The organism is Pontixanthobacter aestiaquae (assembly GCF_009827455.1).
Lineage (GTDB): Bacteria > Pseudomonadota > Alphaproteobacteria > Sphingomonadales > Sphingomonadaceae > Pontixanthobacter > Pontixanthobacter aestiaquae.
The window spans coordinates 663,526-679,187 of record NZ_WTYZ01000001.1 but is presented as its reverse complement, the minus strand read 5'-3'; the positions used below and the strand labels follow the sequence as shown (position 1 = coordinate 679,187).

Sequence of the window (15,662 nt, the reverse complement as noted above, 5' to 3'; positions counted from 1 at the left end):
ATGCCTGAGCGGGCTGAAAGCAAAGCGCTGCTAGAATAGCCAGCATTGTGAAGAGCTTAGTTTTCAATGACCGATCCTGACCAAGGGTTATATTGCGCGGATATCAATAAGGCTCTGATATAAAAGGCTCGAAGAAATCTCTTGTAAGGACGCGTCAGCACTCAATCACGTTGACGGCCAAGCCGCCTTGGCTTGTCTCTTTATATTTGGTCGACATATCGAGGCCGGTCTGGCGCATCGTTTCGATCACTTGATCCAGCGAGACGATCGACACTTCGTCGCGGTGTAAGGCGAGCCGCGCGGCATTGACCGCTTTCACCGCGCCGATGGCGTTACGCTCAATACACGGCACTTGCACCAGCCCGCCGACCGGGTCGCAGGTCAGGCCGAGATTGTGCTCCATTCCGATTTCCGCAGCGCTGGCGATTTGGGTCGGCGTTCCGCCCCAAAGAGCCGCCAGCCCGCCAGCCGCCATCGAGCAGGCTACGCCGACTTCGCCCTGACAGCCCATCTCGGCGCCCGAAATCGAGGCGCGCTGTTTATAGAGCAACCCAATCGCGCCCGCCGTGAGCAGGAACTTGCGGCGGCTTTCGGTGCAGGCATTGTCCGCGGCATCGAGACAATAGAACCGCATCACTGCGGGTAGTATTCCGGCAGCGCCATTGGTGGGAGCGGTAACGACCTTCCCGCCCGCTGCGTTCTCTTCATTGACAGCCATCGCGAAGCAATTGAGCCAGTCGAACAATTGCTCGCGCTCATTGGATTGCGGATTGGATTGGAGCTTGCCCCAAAGCTCGGGCGCGCGGCGGCGGACTTTGAGGCCGCCGGGTAGAATGCCCGTTTGAGTCAGTCCGCGATCAATGCAGCTATCCATCGCCTGCGCAATCCGGTCGAGGCCAGCCTCGGTTTTCGCACGCGGGCGCATCGCATCTTCATTACACAGGACCAATTCATGAACGCAGAGCTGTTCCACCGCACAAATATCGAGCAGCTCTGCCGCCGAAGTGAACCGGTGCGGCACCGGATTGCCCGCCTTCACACGGTCATCCTTAGCGGGCTTTTCAAGCTGCTGTCTGGTCGCAACAAAACCGCCTCCGGTGGAAAAGTAGCTGCGATCCGATAGCACCACGCCTTTATAGTCATAGGCTACAAGCCGCATTCCATTCGGGTGTAGTTCCGGAATGATATGGCCAGCCAGATCGACATCGGCCTTCGTATCAAACGCAATATCTCGCTCGTCGCCAAGCGACAGAATGCCCTCATTGTCGATCCGCTCCAGTTGCCGCTCTCCCTTGGCCGGATCGTAGGTCTCCGGCTTGTGACCCATCAGGCCGAGGATCGAGGCGCGGGGCGTACCGTGGCCAACTCCCGTAAGCGCTAGCGAACCCTGCAATTCGATGTGGATCTTAGAGACCCGATCAAATTTGCCGCTACGTTTCAACGCGCGGACGAACATGTTCGAAATCCGCATGGGACCAACCGTGTGCGAGCTGGACGGACCAATGCCGATCCGGAAGATGTCGAGTACCGAAAGCATAGCTGCGCCGATGCTCTCTACCTTCCGCTACGTCAAGTGGTTGCAGATGAAACCAATGCGCCAAATTTCAGCCTCACACGGCTCATTTGTGCCAATCTCGAGCGTATCGACGCCGCTCGCGGAGCCGCACAGGTGGATGGTGGATAAATCTGCGCGTTTTGCCCTGATCTGCTTGGGATACGCCTCTGCGCACCCTATATCTGATGTATGAGCGAAACACCCGACACACCAAAGAACCTGCCCCCTGAGAAAGTCGTCCAGCAGGGCGAATATGGGGCCGATTCAATCAAGGTCCTCAAAGGCCTAGACGCGGTCCGCAAACGCCCTGGCATGTATATCGGTGATACCGATGATGGCAGCGGCCTGCACCACATGGTGTTCGAAGTTTCGGATAACGCGATTGACGAGGCGCTGGCCGGGCACTGCGATCTGGTGTTGATCGAACTCAACCCTGATGGCTCGGTATCAGTCGAGGACAATGGCCGCGGCATACCGGTGGGGATGCATAAGGAAGAAGGCGTCTCGGCAGCAGAGGTCATCATGACCCAGCTTCACGCAGGCGGTAAGTTCGACAACACCAATGACGAGAACGCTTATAAAGTCTCGGGCGGATTGCACGGCGTTGGGGTGTCGGTGGTTAACGCCCTGTCCGAATGGCTGGAACTCACGATCTGGCGTGATGGCAAAGAGCACTGGATGCGTTTCGAGCATGGCGAAACGGTTGCGCCATTGATCGAGAAAGGTCCGGCGCCCGATGGCAAGAAGGGCACGCGCGTAACCTTCATGGCAAGCGAGGACACATTCAAGAACGTTACAACGTTTGATTTTGAGAAGCTGGAGCATCGCTATCGCGAGCTCGCCTTCCTTAACTCAGGGGTTCACATTCTGCTACGCGACAAGCGCGGCGAAGAAATGCTGGAACATGATCTGTTTTATGAAGGCGGGATCGGGGCCTTTGTAAATTATCTGGATCGGAACAAACAAGCGCTGATCCCTGACCCGATCGCGATTTCCGCCGAGAAAGACGGTATCGGTATCGAAGTCGCGCTGGAATGGAACGATTCTTATTATGAGAACGTGCTCTGCTTCACCAACAACATCCCGCAGCGCGATGGCGGCACGCACTTGGCTGCATTCCGCGCGGCGCTGACACGGACGCTGAACAATTACGCTTCGAGCTCAGGCCTGATGAAGAAAGAGAAGGTCAGCCTTTCGGGCGAGGATATGCGCGAAGGACTGACAGCTATTGTTTCGGTCAAATTGCCCGATCCGAAATTCTCTTCGCAAACGAAAGACAAGCTGGTCAGCTCCGAAGTTCGTCAGCCGCTCGAAAGCCTGATGGGCGACAAAATGACCGAGTGGCTGGAAGAGAATCCGGCCAATGCGAAAATCATCATTCAGAAGATCATTGATGCTGCGGCAGCGCGTGAAGCGGCGAAGAAAGCCCGCGAATTGACTCGCCGCAAAGGGGCGATGGACATTGCCTCACTGCCCGGCAAACTCGCCGATTGTCAGGAACGCGATCCGGAGAAATCAGAACTGTTCCTGGTGGAGGGTGACTCGGCTGGCGGAAGCGCCAAGCAAGGCCGCGACCGGCATTATCAGGCGATCCTGCCGCTCAAGGGCAAAATCCTGAATGTCGAACGCGCACGGTTTGACCGGATTATCTCATCGAAAGAAGTCGGCACGCTGATCCAGGCGATGGGCACTGGCATCCGCGATGAATTCAACATCGAGAAGCTGCGCTATCACAAAGTCGTTATCATGACCGATGCTGACGTCGATGGTGCGCATATCCGCACATTGCTGCTGACGTTTTTCCATCGGCAAATGCCCGAAATCATCAAAAACGGGCATTTGTTCATCGCGCAGCCGCCTTTGTTCAAAGTGAGCAAGGGCCGCAGCGAAGTCTATCTGAAAGACCAGCCCGCACTTGACCGCTATCTGATCGATGCGGGTCTGCAGGGCCGCTTGATGGAAACCAAAGGCGGCGCTCGGGGCGGCGCAGAATTGGCATCGCTCGTCGAGCACGCATTGCGAATCCGCAATCTGATGGCCTTTGTTCCGGCAAAGTACGACAGCGCTCTGATCGAAGCGATGGCACTGGGCGGCGCGCTTGATCCCGCTCTCAAAACTGCGGACCGCGACGCTGCGTTGACCAATGCCGCGCGGCGTTTGCAGCTGGGCGACAGCGAAGCGAAATGGAGCGCATATATCCGCGATGACGGGACTGTGATCTTCGAACGGCTGTGGCGCGGCGTGACCGATGTCCACGAGATCGAAGCAGCCTTCTTAACCAGCGCGGAAGCACGGCGTCTCCATGCAATCGCCATCGAACATGCCGAATTGTACGAGCAGCCATCGCGCTTGGTGAAAGGCAGTACCGAAGATGCACCGGACGGCGATGCTGACGAGGACGCAAGCGACGGACCTGCCATTGCCGATGATGGCTCCATCACGCGGCCCACCCAATTGCTCGATGCAGTTCTGGCAGCAGGCCGAAAAGGCTTGGCGATCGCGCGCTATAAAGGTCTGGGCGAAATGAATGCGGAACAGCTGTGGGAAACCACGCTTGATCCGGACAACCGCGCATTGCTGCAGGTCAAAGTCGAAGACGCCGACATCACTGACGAAATCTTCACGCGTTTGATGGGTGATGTGGTCGAGCCGCGCCGTGAATTTATTCAGGATAATGCGCTCAATGTCGCCAATCTGGATGTTTAGGACCGCAGGGTAATGGAGCCTGTCGTCCGCGGTTCTCAGGAGGAAAAGGTCGGCCATTTGCTGATCGCGGGCTTGCTGATCACCTTCCTGCCGCAGATACCGCTGGGCAATTATCTGATCTATCCATTCACGATTTTGACAACGTGGTTCCACGAAATGGGCCACGGCCTCACGGCAATGGCGCTGGGTGCCGATTTTCAGAGCCTTGAGATTTACCGCAATGGATCGGGCCTCGCGCAGTCACAATTTGACAGCACGCCATCGGCCGTCACCAGCGCATTGGTCGGCGCGGGCGGACCGCTGGGCCCATCCATATTCGGCTCGCTGCTGATCCTCGCTAGTGCGAAGCTGAAATATGTCCGCCCCGCCCTGATCGCCTTGGCTGCGCTGATCGGTCTATCGACTGTCATCTGGGTCGCCACAATGACCGGCTTTATCGTGCTGCCACTGGTGGCGCTTGCTTTGGTCGGTGTGGCGATGAGAGCAAGCGACCGGATCGCCTTATTCAGCATACAGTTCCTTGGCATTCTCGCTGCGCTCAGCATGTTCCGCGATTGGGATTATCTGTTTTCATATGCCGGGGTCGTCGCGGGGCGGCCCATGTTGTCCGACACCGGTGCGATATCGGAGGCATTGTGGTTACCTTATTGGTTCTGGGCTATCGTGATTATCGCGGTGTCAGGCCTGATGATCGGGGCGAGTTTGAAATACGCATTGGCGGAAGAACACAGCAATCGTTTCATCAGCCGTCGCTAAGTTCGACCAGCGCCGGCAAATAGCCGCAATCACGTAGGGGACCGAGAATGACCGCTAACAAACAACCGGCTGGTTTGGAAAAAGGCGGCTTCGTGCTGTTTCTGGCCCTCGTCACATTGGCTCTGCTGGTCGTGGTGCTACCCTTCGCGCGGCCACTGCTGTGGGCGACGCTGGCCGCGATTACGTTCCAGCCGCTCTACCAATGGCTGCTGCCAAAATGCTTCGGCAGTGACAACAAAGCCGCTGCTGCAACGCTATTGATTATAACCGTCGCGATCATCATTCCGGCGTTTTTCCTGGGTAGCATCGCAGTCGAGGAAATGGTTGCGGTTTTCGTCGCGTTTCGTGATGGTGAGATCGACGTTGCGGCGTGGTTCACACAAATCCACGATGCGCTACCGGCCGGGGTCCAGACTGCGCTCGATTCTGCAGGCTTCGGAAATTTGGAAGGCCTGCTCGGCAAAGCCCAGGATTTCGGCCGTGAAAGCACAGGCGCGATTGCCAGTCAGGCGCTGAGTATCGGGAGTAGCGCATTCGGCTTTGTGCTTGCCTTCGGTGTCGGCCTATATGCGGCCTTCTTCCTGCTGCGCGACGGCCGCGGCATCGGCCAAGCGATCGTCGCAGGACTGCCGATGGAGCGGAGCGTCGCCGACCGGCTGGCTGAAAAATTTCTCTCGATCGTACGCGCAACCATCAAAGGTTCAGTTGTCGTCAGCTTGGTGCAAGGTGCATTGGGTGCGATTACCTTTGTGCTTGTCGGAGTCCCGTCAGCGATGCTGTTTGGCCTATTGATGGCAATCTTTTCGTTACTTCCCGCGCTTGGCCCTGCAATAGTCTGGGGGCCGGTCGCAATTTGGCTGCTCGCGACCGGAGAGATTTGGCAAGGCATCGCCGTGATCGGATCAGGCGTGCTGGTTATCGGCATGGCAGACAATGTGTTACGGCCAATTCTGGTCGGGCGCGACACGGGCATTCCTGATTGGATAATCCTAGTGACAACTTTGGGCGGGATCGGACTTCTTGGCCTGTCCGGCATCGTGGTCGGTCCACTTGTGGCCGGTCTATTCCTGGCGGGCTGGACAATCGCCAAGGAACAGCGCGAAGCGGAGGCAGCCTAACCCCAACATGGCGTATGACGCAATCATTCTTGGCGCGGGTGCCGCCGGGTTGTTCTGCGCAGCGCAGGCGGGACAGCGCGGCAAACATGTGCTGGTTTTGGAGCGTGCGCCGACGCCCGGAAAGAAGATCCTGATCTCGGGAGGCGGGCGGTGCAATTTCACCAATATCGGTGCAGGTCCGGCAAATTACCTCTCCGCCAATCCGCATTTCGCAAAGTCAGCGCTCAGCCAATACACGGCGCGTGATTTCCTCGATCTGATCGAAAGCTACGACATCGCATGGCACGAGAAGACGCTGGGCCAATTGTTCTGCGACCAAAGCGCGCGCCAAATTGTCGCGATGCTGCTCGAGGAATGCGACAAGGCCCAAGAGGCCGGTGGATCAGTCGAAGTTCTGTGCGATCAGGATGTGACTGAAGTCGAGCATACCGATGGCTGCTATCTGGTGACCGCTAACGGCAAGCTACACGGCGCGCATTCGCTGGTGATCGCCACCGGAGGCCCATCGATACCGAAGATGGGCGCGACCGGCTTTGCCTATGATCTGGCGCGCCAGTTTGGCCTGAAAATTGTCGAACCGCGTCCCGCTCTGGTCCCGCTCACCTTGGGCGGCGAAGACGTGCTGTTTCGCGACATTTCCGGTGTATCGGCTGATGTTGAGGCGAAGTCGGACAAAACCACGTTTCGCGAAGCCGCATTGTTTACGCATCGCGGATTATCCGGGCCGTCGATCCTGCAAGTCTCATCCTATTGGCGAAACGGGGGGACAGTCGCGATCAACTTCCTGCCTGATCATTCGGATGGTTGGCTGCTCGGCGCCAAGCGCGACCATCCGCGCAGCAGCCTGAAAGCCATCCTGAAAGAGCATTTGTCCGACCGCTTGGCCACCATCCTGTCGGAAAAGCTGGGCGTGCAAACCGAACTCGGCAATGCTCCCGACAAAGCCTTGCGCGCTGCGGAAGCAAAGCTCGCGCGGTGGGATTTTACCCCTAATGGCAGCGAAGGGTTCGCTAAAGCCGAGGTCACCGCAGGCGGAATTGATACGAGCGAGCTTTCTTCCAAAACAATGGAGGCAAAGAATGTGCCCGGCCTCTACGTAATCGGCGAGGCGGTCGATGTCACCGGCTGGCTGGGCGGGTATAATTTCCAATGGGCATGGGCGAGCGCCCACGCAGCCGCGCGGGCGCTCTAGTCCGCTCCGCTTCCGTCACCTTTTTGGTTCGGTGCTGGCAGTGCCTCCAGAACAGCGCGCATGATCGCAAAACTATTCGGGTGTGCATCATCTTTATTGTAGTTGCGCGCCTGCACCACGATCACGGCATCGTACTCGCGATAGATCGAGATGATATTCCCGCCATTGCCCATCATCATCCAGCTGGGCTCCAGTCCGCGCGGAGATGTGACAGGACTGAACCACCACAGATAGCCGTAATAATTGTAGGGGCCCGTCTGACTATGCGGCTGGAGCATCTGCTTGATCCATTCGCCGCTGACAATTTGTTGACCTCGATATTTGCCTCCATCGAGCACCAATCGCCCGATTTTGAGCAAATCGTCGGCGCGCATCTGGATCTGCCCGCCCGATTGGACTTCGCCCGAGCGCGAACGTGTCCATTTCACATCATCGATCCCTAGCGGCCTGAACACCCGCTCTGCCATGAAATCGTCGAACCGCTGTCCGGACACTTCCTCGACCACTTGGCCGAGCAGGAATACGCCGGCAGTACAGTAGGAGAACCTGCCATAGCCCTTGTCATCTCGGGTATAATCGCCAGCGACTGGGATATTCATCGCAAAGTCGCGCCAAACTTTCGTGCGGTACATCCGCTCTTCATTGCCCGGCGATTTCAGCGTGCTGTCGCTGCAATCAAGCGATGACGACATGGTCAGCAAATCCCGGACAGTTATGTCATTGCGCGGATCATTTGCAGCGCTGCCAAGAAGCGGCCAGACGTTGGTATTGACCGGGAGCTTCCCCTCATCCACCAATATACCCACGGCCAGCGCAGTCAGCGATTTTCCCGCCGAACGGATATCGGTCAGTTGGTCATCGTTCTTCCGGTCAAAGCGCTGCGCATAGACGGTCTCCCCGTTTTGCTCGACCTGCACCGCAACGATCTTGCCCAGTGCCCTGTCGGCTATTTGCTGTTCCAGTTCGGGAAGGCTGATCGCTTGGGCAGCAGCTGTGATTGGTGCGACCAGACCCAGCAACAGACCACTCACTATCGCGCGCATCATATTCCACTCCCAATCATGCATCAGCCAATGCAGCTGATAATCTTAAGCCACGCTGACTGTACCGCGATCTTTGCTCTGTAACGAATGCGCGCTAAGACAGGGTCATGAACCGCTTAATCCTCAGCTCGCTCGCGGCCCTGTCTGTTTCTGCCTGTGCCACTGTCCCCGACGCGCCTGCTCAATTCGCGCAGACTGAACCGGTCACGATCAAGATCATCGGGCTAAACGATTTTCACGGCAATATCGAACCGATCCGCCGCCCTATCGGAGTGATGGACAATGCAGGTCAGACGCAGCGCGTCTACGCTGCCGGGGCGGCTTATCTTGCGACGGCTGTCGAGCAATATCGTTCGCAGTCGGAGTATAGTATCGTCATTGCAGCGGGTGATCTGATCGGCGGCAGTCCGCTGGTATCCTCGATCTTCCTCGATGAGCCCGCCATCGGCGCGATGAACCGCATCGGGCTGGACTTCAATGCGGTCGGCAATCACGAATTTGATCGCGGATGGAAAGAGCTGAAGCGCATCCAAGAAGGCGGCTGCGAACAGAACACCCTGCGCGAACCTTGCGCGGTCGAGAACCCCTATCCAGGCGCCGAATTCCGCTTCCTCGCCGCCAATGTTGTTATGCCCGATGGCGATACGCTGTTCCCGGGCTACGGGATCAAGCGCTTCGATGTCGGCGGACAGGACGTGGCAGTCGGCATTATCGGGCTGACGCTGAAAGACACCCCCACTTTGGTAACACCAAGCGGGGTCGAGGGGCTTACTTTCACCGACGAAGCCAATGCGATCAACGACCTGATCCCCGACTTGCAGAAAGCCGGAGCCGACGCAATTGTCGTGACCATCCACCAAGGGCTCTACACCGAAGTCGGATTTAACAACAAAAGCTGTGACGGAGTATCCGGACCGCTGCTTGACATTCTCGCGCAGCTTGATCCGAAGATCGATGTCGTCGTCTCAGGCCACACCCACAACGCCTATGTCTGCGATTACTCAGCGATTGATCCGAGCCGCGAGTTTCTGGTGACCAGTGCGGGTTATGGCGGATCCATGCTGACCGATATCACGCTGACCGTTGATCCGAATACCGGCGACGTGATGGTAAAAACCGCCGACAACATTGTGGTTCAAAGCGTGGGCACTGACCGCGAAGGCAATGTTGCGACACCAAGCCCCGACTATCAGCAATTCACCGCGAACCCCGAAATTGCCGCCTATGTCGCGCGCTATTCGGAAGCATCACGCGAAGCAGCGCAGCGACCGATCGGCAAAATCTCGGGAGAAGCGAAAGATCCCGGTCCGTCGACCGAAGAAACAGCATTGGGCAATCTGATCGCTGACGCGCAATTATTCGGCACTCTGGAGGCGGGCGCGCAGATCGCTTTCATGAACAATTCTGGGATCCGCACCGGGCTGACGCCAGCCGAGGACGGCACGATCACCTATGGTGAAGCCTATGCGGTCCAACCCTTCGGAAATACGCTGATCACCAAGAGTTTTACCGGCGCGCAATTGCTCGCCCTGCTCGAGCAGCAATTCGATGATGAGGGCTTCGTCCAAACCTTTTCGCCATCCAAAGGCTTTGCGATGACCTATGATATGCGGCGTCCCGTGGGGGCGCGCGTTGTGTCCGTCACGCTGGATGGCGAAGCGATTGATCCCGCTGCAACATATCGCGTCACCATGAACAGCTTTCTTGCCGCTGGCGGCGATAGCTTCACCATTTTCAATGATGGCGCCGATATTGTCACCGGCCCGGTCGATCTGGATGCGATTGAAGCCTATCTGCAGACAGCTGATGTAATGGAGCTACCCGCGCTTGGGCGCGTGACCGAGAACAAGTAGGCTGCCATCTCGTTCGCTTAGGCCAGCTTCAACCCGGCAACCCCGCGCGCGCTGCTTTCCTTGCCCGACAGGCCCGCAAACAACGTGTCGATGATCGCCCCGAGTTTTTCTTCGGTTAGACGCTCGTCGAGCATCATCATTACCTGCGGGGATGTATAGCAGATCACCATCTGGTTGATCAGCGACATCGCCTTGTCGATCTTGAGGTCAGCGAAGAACCCTTCAGCCTGAGCCTGCGCCACCAGAATGCTCATATAATGGTCGGCCAAATCGATGTAACCGCGCACTTGTTCCATCCGCGCGGTACCGAGTTCCACATACAGGGCGAAGGATGCCGGGTCCTTGCGGAAGCGGTCGCGCTCTCGGGCAAAACGGCGAGCGAAGAACTCGAAGAATTTGCGCTGGATCGGTAGATCGGAATCGAGCACCTCCTCCATGATCGCGATATCAGGCGCGTACCAATCTTCCAGAATAGCATCGAAAAGATCGGATTCTTCAGGGAACACTGCATCAATGCGAGAGCGCGACATCTGCGCTTCGGAGGCCAAAGTCGTTTTCCCAACCTCTGCACCACGCCGATCAATCAGCTGCATCGCCATTTGAACCAGACGCTTGCGCTCGCTTTGAAGATCGTTCTGCGTCATCGCGCCTTCCCTGATAGCTGCGTAAGCTGCAATCTATGTAGGATATCGGTGCCCGATCTTAAACCGCTTACCCTGCGGGACGCAAAAATTTTAGGCTTTGGCGTCCTGTATCAACTTTTTCGCCTGCGCCTCAAGCACCTTGTAACGCTCGAAATCCGGCAGTTTAGACCGCATAAAGGCCGCGATTTTAGCGAGGTCTTCGCCGTAATTACCCGTTGGCCAGAACGGATCGCTAAAACCAAGAACATTGCGCTCGTTGCACACCCAGGCCGCAACAATCGGGACTTTCGCGGCCATAGCGATGTTATAGAAACCGGATTTCCAGCTGCCGTCAGTCGTCCGCGATCCCTCGACAGCGATCACCAGCGCCAGTTCATCGCGCTTCGCATACTCCTCCGCGACTTGCTCGACCACATTCATCCGCTTGGTCCGGTCAATCGGGATGCCGCCCATATCGAACATGAAATTACGCATAATGCCTTTGAACAAAGTATGCTTGCCCATGAAATTGGGGCGGACGCCCTCCACCTCAGTCGCACCGGCAAAGAAAACGAAGTCCCAATTGGAGGTATGCGGAGCGCCAGCAATCACATATTTATCGAGATCTTTGGGTAAGCCGCCATCGATTTTCCAGCCCTTGAGATTGTAAATCCAGATGATGATCCGGCGCACAATGCGCGAAAGCAATGATGGTGCGCGATGGTGCGCGCGGGCCGTTGCGTCAGTCATAGTCTCTCCCTGTATGTGCTGACTAGCAGTTACGTTAGGGAAATCGAGAGGGATGCAGCGGTGCTTGTGGATTGCTAAAGAACAAAGCTCGGGAAATAGCTCTCCCCCATAATGACCGCGCTATAGCCAATCGAGACGCCTGCCCACATCGCCAGATACCATTGCCAACCCATTTTTCGCTCACGCGCTATCGCCACGAAGATTGCGATCAGGACGGTACAGACGAGAACGGGAAGCACCCATATAGGCATACCCAGATTGGCGCTGAGCCGCGCTTCGTCATTGGGGCTGGAGAACGAGACGACAGATGCAATCAGCCGCATCACCATCGCGTTGCCGATGACAATCGGGGCCAGCGCTCCAAGCCGTGCCCTTGCCCAATAGGCCAGAACAGCGATAAGAATGGTCACCGCCGGACCAGCCGCAGCGACCAAATTAGCCTCATAGATGGGCGAATATCCGACACCGTGAACCTCCGACACCCGATTGATCGTCATCACCACATTATATCCAAATGCCTTGGCCGTCAGCGCATGACCCAGCTCGTGTAGATATTGCATGGCGATGATGCAGAGGATGAGGGTGGCGGCGGTTTTGATGTGGCGCATCAATCCTCCCCAAGCTCGTCTTGGGGAGGGGGACCGGCCAGCGCAGCTGGGTGGTGGAGGGGTAAAAGCGATCTGGCGAATGTTACTAGAGCCTCAGCGGCAGCATCGGAATCATGCAACACTTCAGAAGCAGGAATTCGCAATGTCTTGATGCCTTGCTCAGCGAACCATGCATCGCGGTTGCTATCGCGATCCGGGTGATCGCCCATGTCATGCGCGATCCCGTCAACCTCAATAGCCAGCCGCGCATCGCTACAATAGAAATCAAGAATATACGCGCCAGACGCATGCTGTCGGCGAAACTTCAGCCCTTGAGGCCTTGTTCGCAATATCTTCCAGAGCAACACTTCGGGGAGTGACATCTTCTGGCGTAGCTTTCGCGCTTTGCCGACTGGTCCGGTTTTCGGGGGTGGCGCGATGTCTTTGAACATTGTGATCCTCCCCTCCACCATGCTTCGCATGGTCCCCCTCCCCGAGCAAGCTCGGGGAGGATTGATCACATCCTAAACACACCGAAGCTTGGACGATCTGCGAACGGTGCTTCTAGCGTCGCGGCAAAGGCCAGACCCAGCACATCGCGTGTCTGTGCCGGATCAATCACGCCGTCATCCCACAGCCGCGCGGTGGCGTAGTATGGGTTACCTTCGTCTTCATATTTCTGGCGGATCGGGGCTTTGAAGGCCTCGGCTTCTTCTTCGGTCCAGCTATCAGCATCGCGGTGGACGGTGGCGAGGACCGATGCGGCTTGCTCACCGCCCATCACGCTGATGCGCGCATTGGGCCAGGTGAACAGGAAACGCGGCGAGTAAGCGCGGCCGGCCATGCCGTAATTGCCCGCGCCGAAGCTGCCGCCGATTACCACCGTGATCTTGGGTACCTGCGCCGTGGCAACCGCTGTCACCAGCTTCGCGCCATGCTTGGCGATGCCTTCCGCCTCATATTTCCCGCCGACCATAAAGCCGGAGATATTCTGCAAGAACAGTAGTGGAATTCCGCGCTGGGCCGCCAGTTCGATAAAGTGCGCGCCCTTCTGCGCGCTTTCCGAAAACAGCACGCCATTGTTGGCGAGGATCGCCACCGGCATGCCCCAAATATGCGCGAAGCCGCACACCAGAGTGCTACCATAATGCGCCTTGAATTCGTGGAACTCGCTGCCGTCGACGATCCGCGCGATTACTTCCTTCACATCGTACGGCGCGCGCACATCGTCGGGGATGATCGAGTAGAGCTCTTCCGCATCGAACTTGGGTAGTCGCGGGTCTTTTAATTCAACCTTGGCGCCTTCATTTGGGCCAAGATGGCTGACAATATCGCGCACAATTGTCAACGCATGTTCGTCATTTTCCGCCAGATGATCGACCACGCCTGATTTCTTGGCGTGTAGATCGCCGCCGCCCAAATCTTCGGCGCTGATTTCTTCACCCGTTGCGGCTTTCACCAGCGGCGGTCCGGCGAGGAAGATCGTGCCTTGCTCACGCACAATTACCGTCTCGTCCGACATGGCGGGAACATAGGCCCCGCCAGCGGTGCAGCTGCCCATCACACAAGCAATCTGCGGAATACCGCGCGCCGACATATTGGCCTGGTTGAAGAAGATGCGGCCAAAGTGGTCGCGGTCCGGAAACACCTCTGCTTGATGCGGCAAATTCGCGCCGCCGCTATCGACTAGATAGACGCAGGGCAAATTGTTCTCCTGCGCAATTTCCTGCGCGCGAAGATGCTTCTTCACCGTCATCGGATAATACGTGCCGCCTTTCACGGTGGCGTCGTTGCAGACGATCATCGCCTGCCGACCCGACACGCGGCCGATCCCCGCGATCATACCCGCAGCGGCAATATCATCCTTGCCATACATGCCATTCGCCGCGAGCTGGCCAATCTCCAGAAACGGCGAACCGGGATCAAGCAGCCGCTCGACGCGGTCGCGCGGGAGCAGTTTGCCGCGCCCAACATGGCGCTCACGGCTACCTTCGGAGCCGCCGAGGGCGGTCTTCGCGACCTTCTCACGCAAATCATCCACCAACCCGCGATTATGCGCTGTATTGGCTTTCGCATCAGGGCTTTCGATATCCAGTTTCGATGTCAGAACGGGTGCGGTCATAGTTTTACTCCGTCATGCTGAACTGGTTTCAGCATCCATTCTTCAACACACGACTTCAGTTCGGTTAGGGCAGATAGATCCTGAAACAAGTTCAGGATGACGATTAGCAAACCGGATAGGCGCATCACCCCGCCGCCCCGATCAGTTCGCGCCCAATGAGCATGCGACGAATCTCGTTCGTGCCTGCTCCAATGTCGAGCAGTTTCGCATCGCGCAGATACCGCTCAACCGGCCAGTCTTTGGTATAGCCAGCGCCGCCCAAGGCCTGCACGGCTTCGGCTGCCACTTTGAAGGCGTTCTCCGACGCCAGCAAAATGCAACCAGCGGCATCGAAGCGCGTTGTCTGCTCGGCATCGCAGCTTTTGGCCACCGCATAGGTATAAGCCCTCGCCGATTGCAGCGCGACATACATATCGGCGACCTTGGCCTGCATCAGTTGGAACGATCCGATAGGCTTACCGAACTGCTTCCGCTCGCGCAGATACGGGATCACTGTATCCAAACACGCCTGCATAATGCCCAGCTGCAATCCGGCCAGAACCACGCGCTCGTAATCGAGCCCGCTCATCAACACACCGACCCCGCCATGGAGCGGGCCCATGACATTTTCTTCGGGCACTTCGCAATCGTCGAACACCAGTTCTGCCGTGGGGGAGCCGCGCATACCCATTTTGTCGATCTTCTGGCCGATGCTGAAACCGGGCATGTCTTTCTCGATCAGGAACGCGGTGATGCCGCGGCTGCCCTGCTCGGGCGCGGTCTTGGCATAGACCACCAACGTATCAGCGCAGGTCGCATTGGTGATCCAGAATTTTGTGCCGTTGAGGACATAGCCGCCTTGTACCGCATCTGCCTTCAGCTTCATCGACACGACGTCAGAACCTGCGCCGGCCTCGCTCATCGCAAGCGACCCGACATGCTCGCCTGAAATTAGCTTAGGCAAATATTTGGCCTTCTGCTCGGGATTGCCCCAGCGGCGGATCTGGTTGACGCACAGATTGGAATGCGCGCCGTAGGACAGGCCCACCGACGCGCTAGCGCGGCTGACTTCCTCAACCGCAATCACATGCTCCAGATAGCCGAGGCCGAGGCCGCCATCTTCCTCATCAACGGTCAGGCCGTGCAGGCCCAACTCGCCCATTTGCGGCCATAGTTCTTTGGGAAACCAGTCTTCGCGGTCCGCTTTCTCTGCGAGAGGCATGATCTGCTCATCGGCAAAGCGGGCGGTGGTATCGCGAATCATTTCCGCTGTTTCACCCAGTTGAAAGTCAAAATCGGGGGTCGCGCGCATAAAAACTCCTTGTTGTAAAAGCGCATAGCCGAGCGCAGCGAAGCCCGCAAACAGGATTAAATCGAA

At 57.4% G+C, this 15,662-nt stretch carries 14 protein-coding genes; 6 read left to right on the top strand and 8 right to left on the bottom strand.

From position 1 onward, the window contains the following. Positions 1-154 precede the first annotated feature (154 nt). A complete protein-coding gene (locus GRI35_RS03090) occupies positions 155-1,537 on the bottom strand; it encodes an L-serine ammonia-lyase (protein ID WP_160612781.1) in 1,383 nt (460 codons plus the stop codon). Here GRI35_RS03090 and GRI35_RS13675 point away from each other — a divergent pair. From GRI35_RS13675 to GRI35_RS03070, 5 genes are read left to right on the top strand one after another with little or no spacing between them, the layout of a single operon-like run. Continuing rightward, positions 1,484-1,684 (top strand): hypothetical protein, encoded by a 201-nt coding sequence (locus GRI35_RS13675; RefSeq protein ID WP_202390678.1) that lies wholly within the window; start codon positions 1,484-1,486, stop codon positions 1,682-1,684. The genes GRI35_RS03090 and GRI35_RS13675 overlap by 54 nt on opposite strands. A gap of 60 nt (positions 1,685-1,744) precedes the next feature. Then, positions 1,745-4,261 (top strand): DNA topoisomerase (ATP-hydrolyzing) subunit B, encoded by a 2,517-nt coding sequence (gene gyrB / locus GRI35_RS03085; RefSeq protein ID WP_160612779.1) that lies wholly within the window; start codon positions 1,745-1,747, stop codon positions 4,259-4,261. Between the two features lie 12 nt (positions 4,262-4,273). Continuing rightward, entirely contained in the window at positions 4,274-5,017 is a 744-nt protein-coding gene (locus GRI35_RS03080; RefSeq protein ID WP_160612777.1) for a M50 family metallopeptidase, read from the top strand. Between the two features lie 47 nt (positions 5,018-5,064). Next, positions 5,065-6,135 (top strand): AI-2E family transporter, encoded by a 1,071-nt coding sequence (locus GRI35_RS03075; protein WP_160612775.1) that lies wholly within the window; start codon positions 5,065-5,067, stop codon positions 6,133-6,135. 7 nt (positions 6,136-6,142) lie between these two features. Continuing rightward, the gene (locus tag GRI35_RS03070; protein WP_160612773.1) at positions 6,143-7,327 is read left to right on the top strand and encodes a BaiN/RdsA family NAD(P)/FAD-dependent oxidoreductase; all 1,185 of its coding nucleotides are present in this window, start codon (positions 6,143-6,145) and stop codon (positions 7,325-7,327) included. Here GRI35_RS03070 and GRI35_RS03065 read toward each other — a convergent pair. Continuing rightward, complete coding sequence (locus tag GRI35_RS03065) at positions 7,324-8,373, bottom strand: serine hydrolase domain-containing protein (RefSeq protein WP_160612771.1); 1,050 nt, start codon at positions 8,371-8,373, stop codon at positions 7,324-7,326. The genes GRI35_RS03070 and GRI35_RS03065 overlap by 4 nt on opposite strands. A 104-nt stretch (positions 8,374-8,477) precedes the next feature. Here GRI35_RS03065 and GRI35_RS03060 point away from each other — a divergent pair, with 104 nt between their 5' ends. Beyond that, positions 8,478-10,223: a bifunctional metallophosphatase/5'-nucleotidase gene (locus tag GRI35_RS03060; protein WP_160612769.1), complete on the top strand. Its 1,746-nt coding sequence runs from the start codon at positions 8,478-8,480 to the stop codon at positions 10,221-10,223. A 17-nt stretch (positions 10,224-10,240) separates the two neighbouring features. Here the strand turns inward: GRI35_RS03060 and GRI35_RS03055 are convergent, their stop codons facing one another. From GRI35_RS03055 to GRI35_RS03030, 6 genes are all read right to left on the bottom strand, one after another. Further along, a complete protein-coding gene (locus tag GRI35_RS03055) occupies positions 10,241-10,867 on the bottom strand; it encodes a TetR/AcrR family transcriptional regulator (RefSeq protein ID WP_160612767.1) in 627 nt (208 codons plus the stop codon). A 90-nt stretch (positions 10,868-10,957) separates the two neighbouring features. Then, positions 10,958-11,596 carry a 1-acyl-sn-glycerol-3-phosphate acyltransferase gene (locus tag GRI35_RS03050; protein WP_160612765.1) on the bottom strand — a complete coding sequence of 213 codons (639 nt, stop codon included), beginning with the start codon at positions 11,594-11,596 and terminating at the stop codon, positions 10,958-10,960. Between the two features lie 74 nt (positions 11,597-11,670). Then, positions 11,671-12,204 carry a zinc metalloprotease gene (locus GRI35_RS03045; protein WP_160612763.1) on the bottom strand — a complete coding sequence of 178 codons (534 nt, stop codon included), beginning with the start codon at positions 12,202-12,204 and terminating at the stop codon, positions 11,671-11,673. Continuing rightward, positions 12,204-12,635, bottom strand: a complete 432-nt coding sequence (locus GRI35_RS03040) for an endonuclease domain-containing protein (protein ID WP_235900115.1) — start codon at positions 12,633-12,635, stop codon at positions 12,204-12,206. The genes GRI35_RS03045 and GRI35_RS03040 overlap by 1 nt, the downstream gene beginning before the upstream one ends. Positions 12,636-12,700: 65 nt before the next feature. Beyond that, positions 12,701-14,305 carry a carboxyl transferase domain-containing protein gene (locus tag GRI35_RS03035; protein ID WP_160612759.1) on the bottom strand — a complete coding sequence of 535 codons (1,605 nt, stop codon included), beginning with the start codon at positions 14,303-14,305 and terminating at the stop codon, positions 12,701-12,703. A 124-nt stretch (positions 14,306-14,429) separates the two neighbouring features. Continuing rightward, a complete protein-coding gene (locus GRI35_RS03030) occupies positions 14,430-15,596 on the bottom strand; it encodes an isovaleryl-CoA dehydrogenase (RefSeq protein ID WP_160612758.1) in 1,167 nt (388 codons plus the stop codon). Between the last annotated feature and the right edge of the window lie 66 nt (positions 15,597-15,662).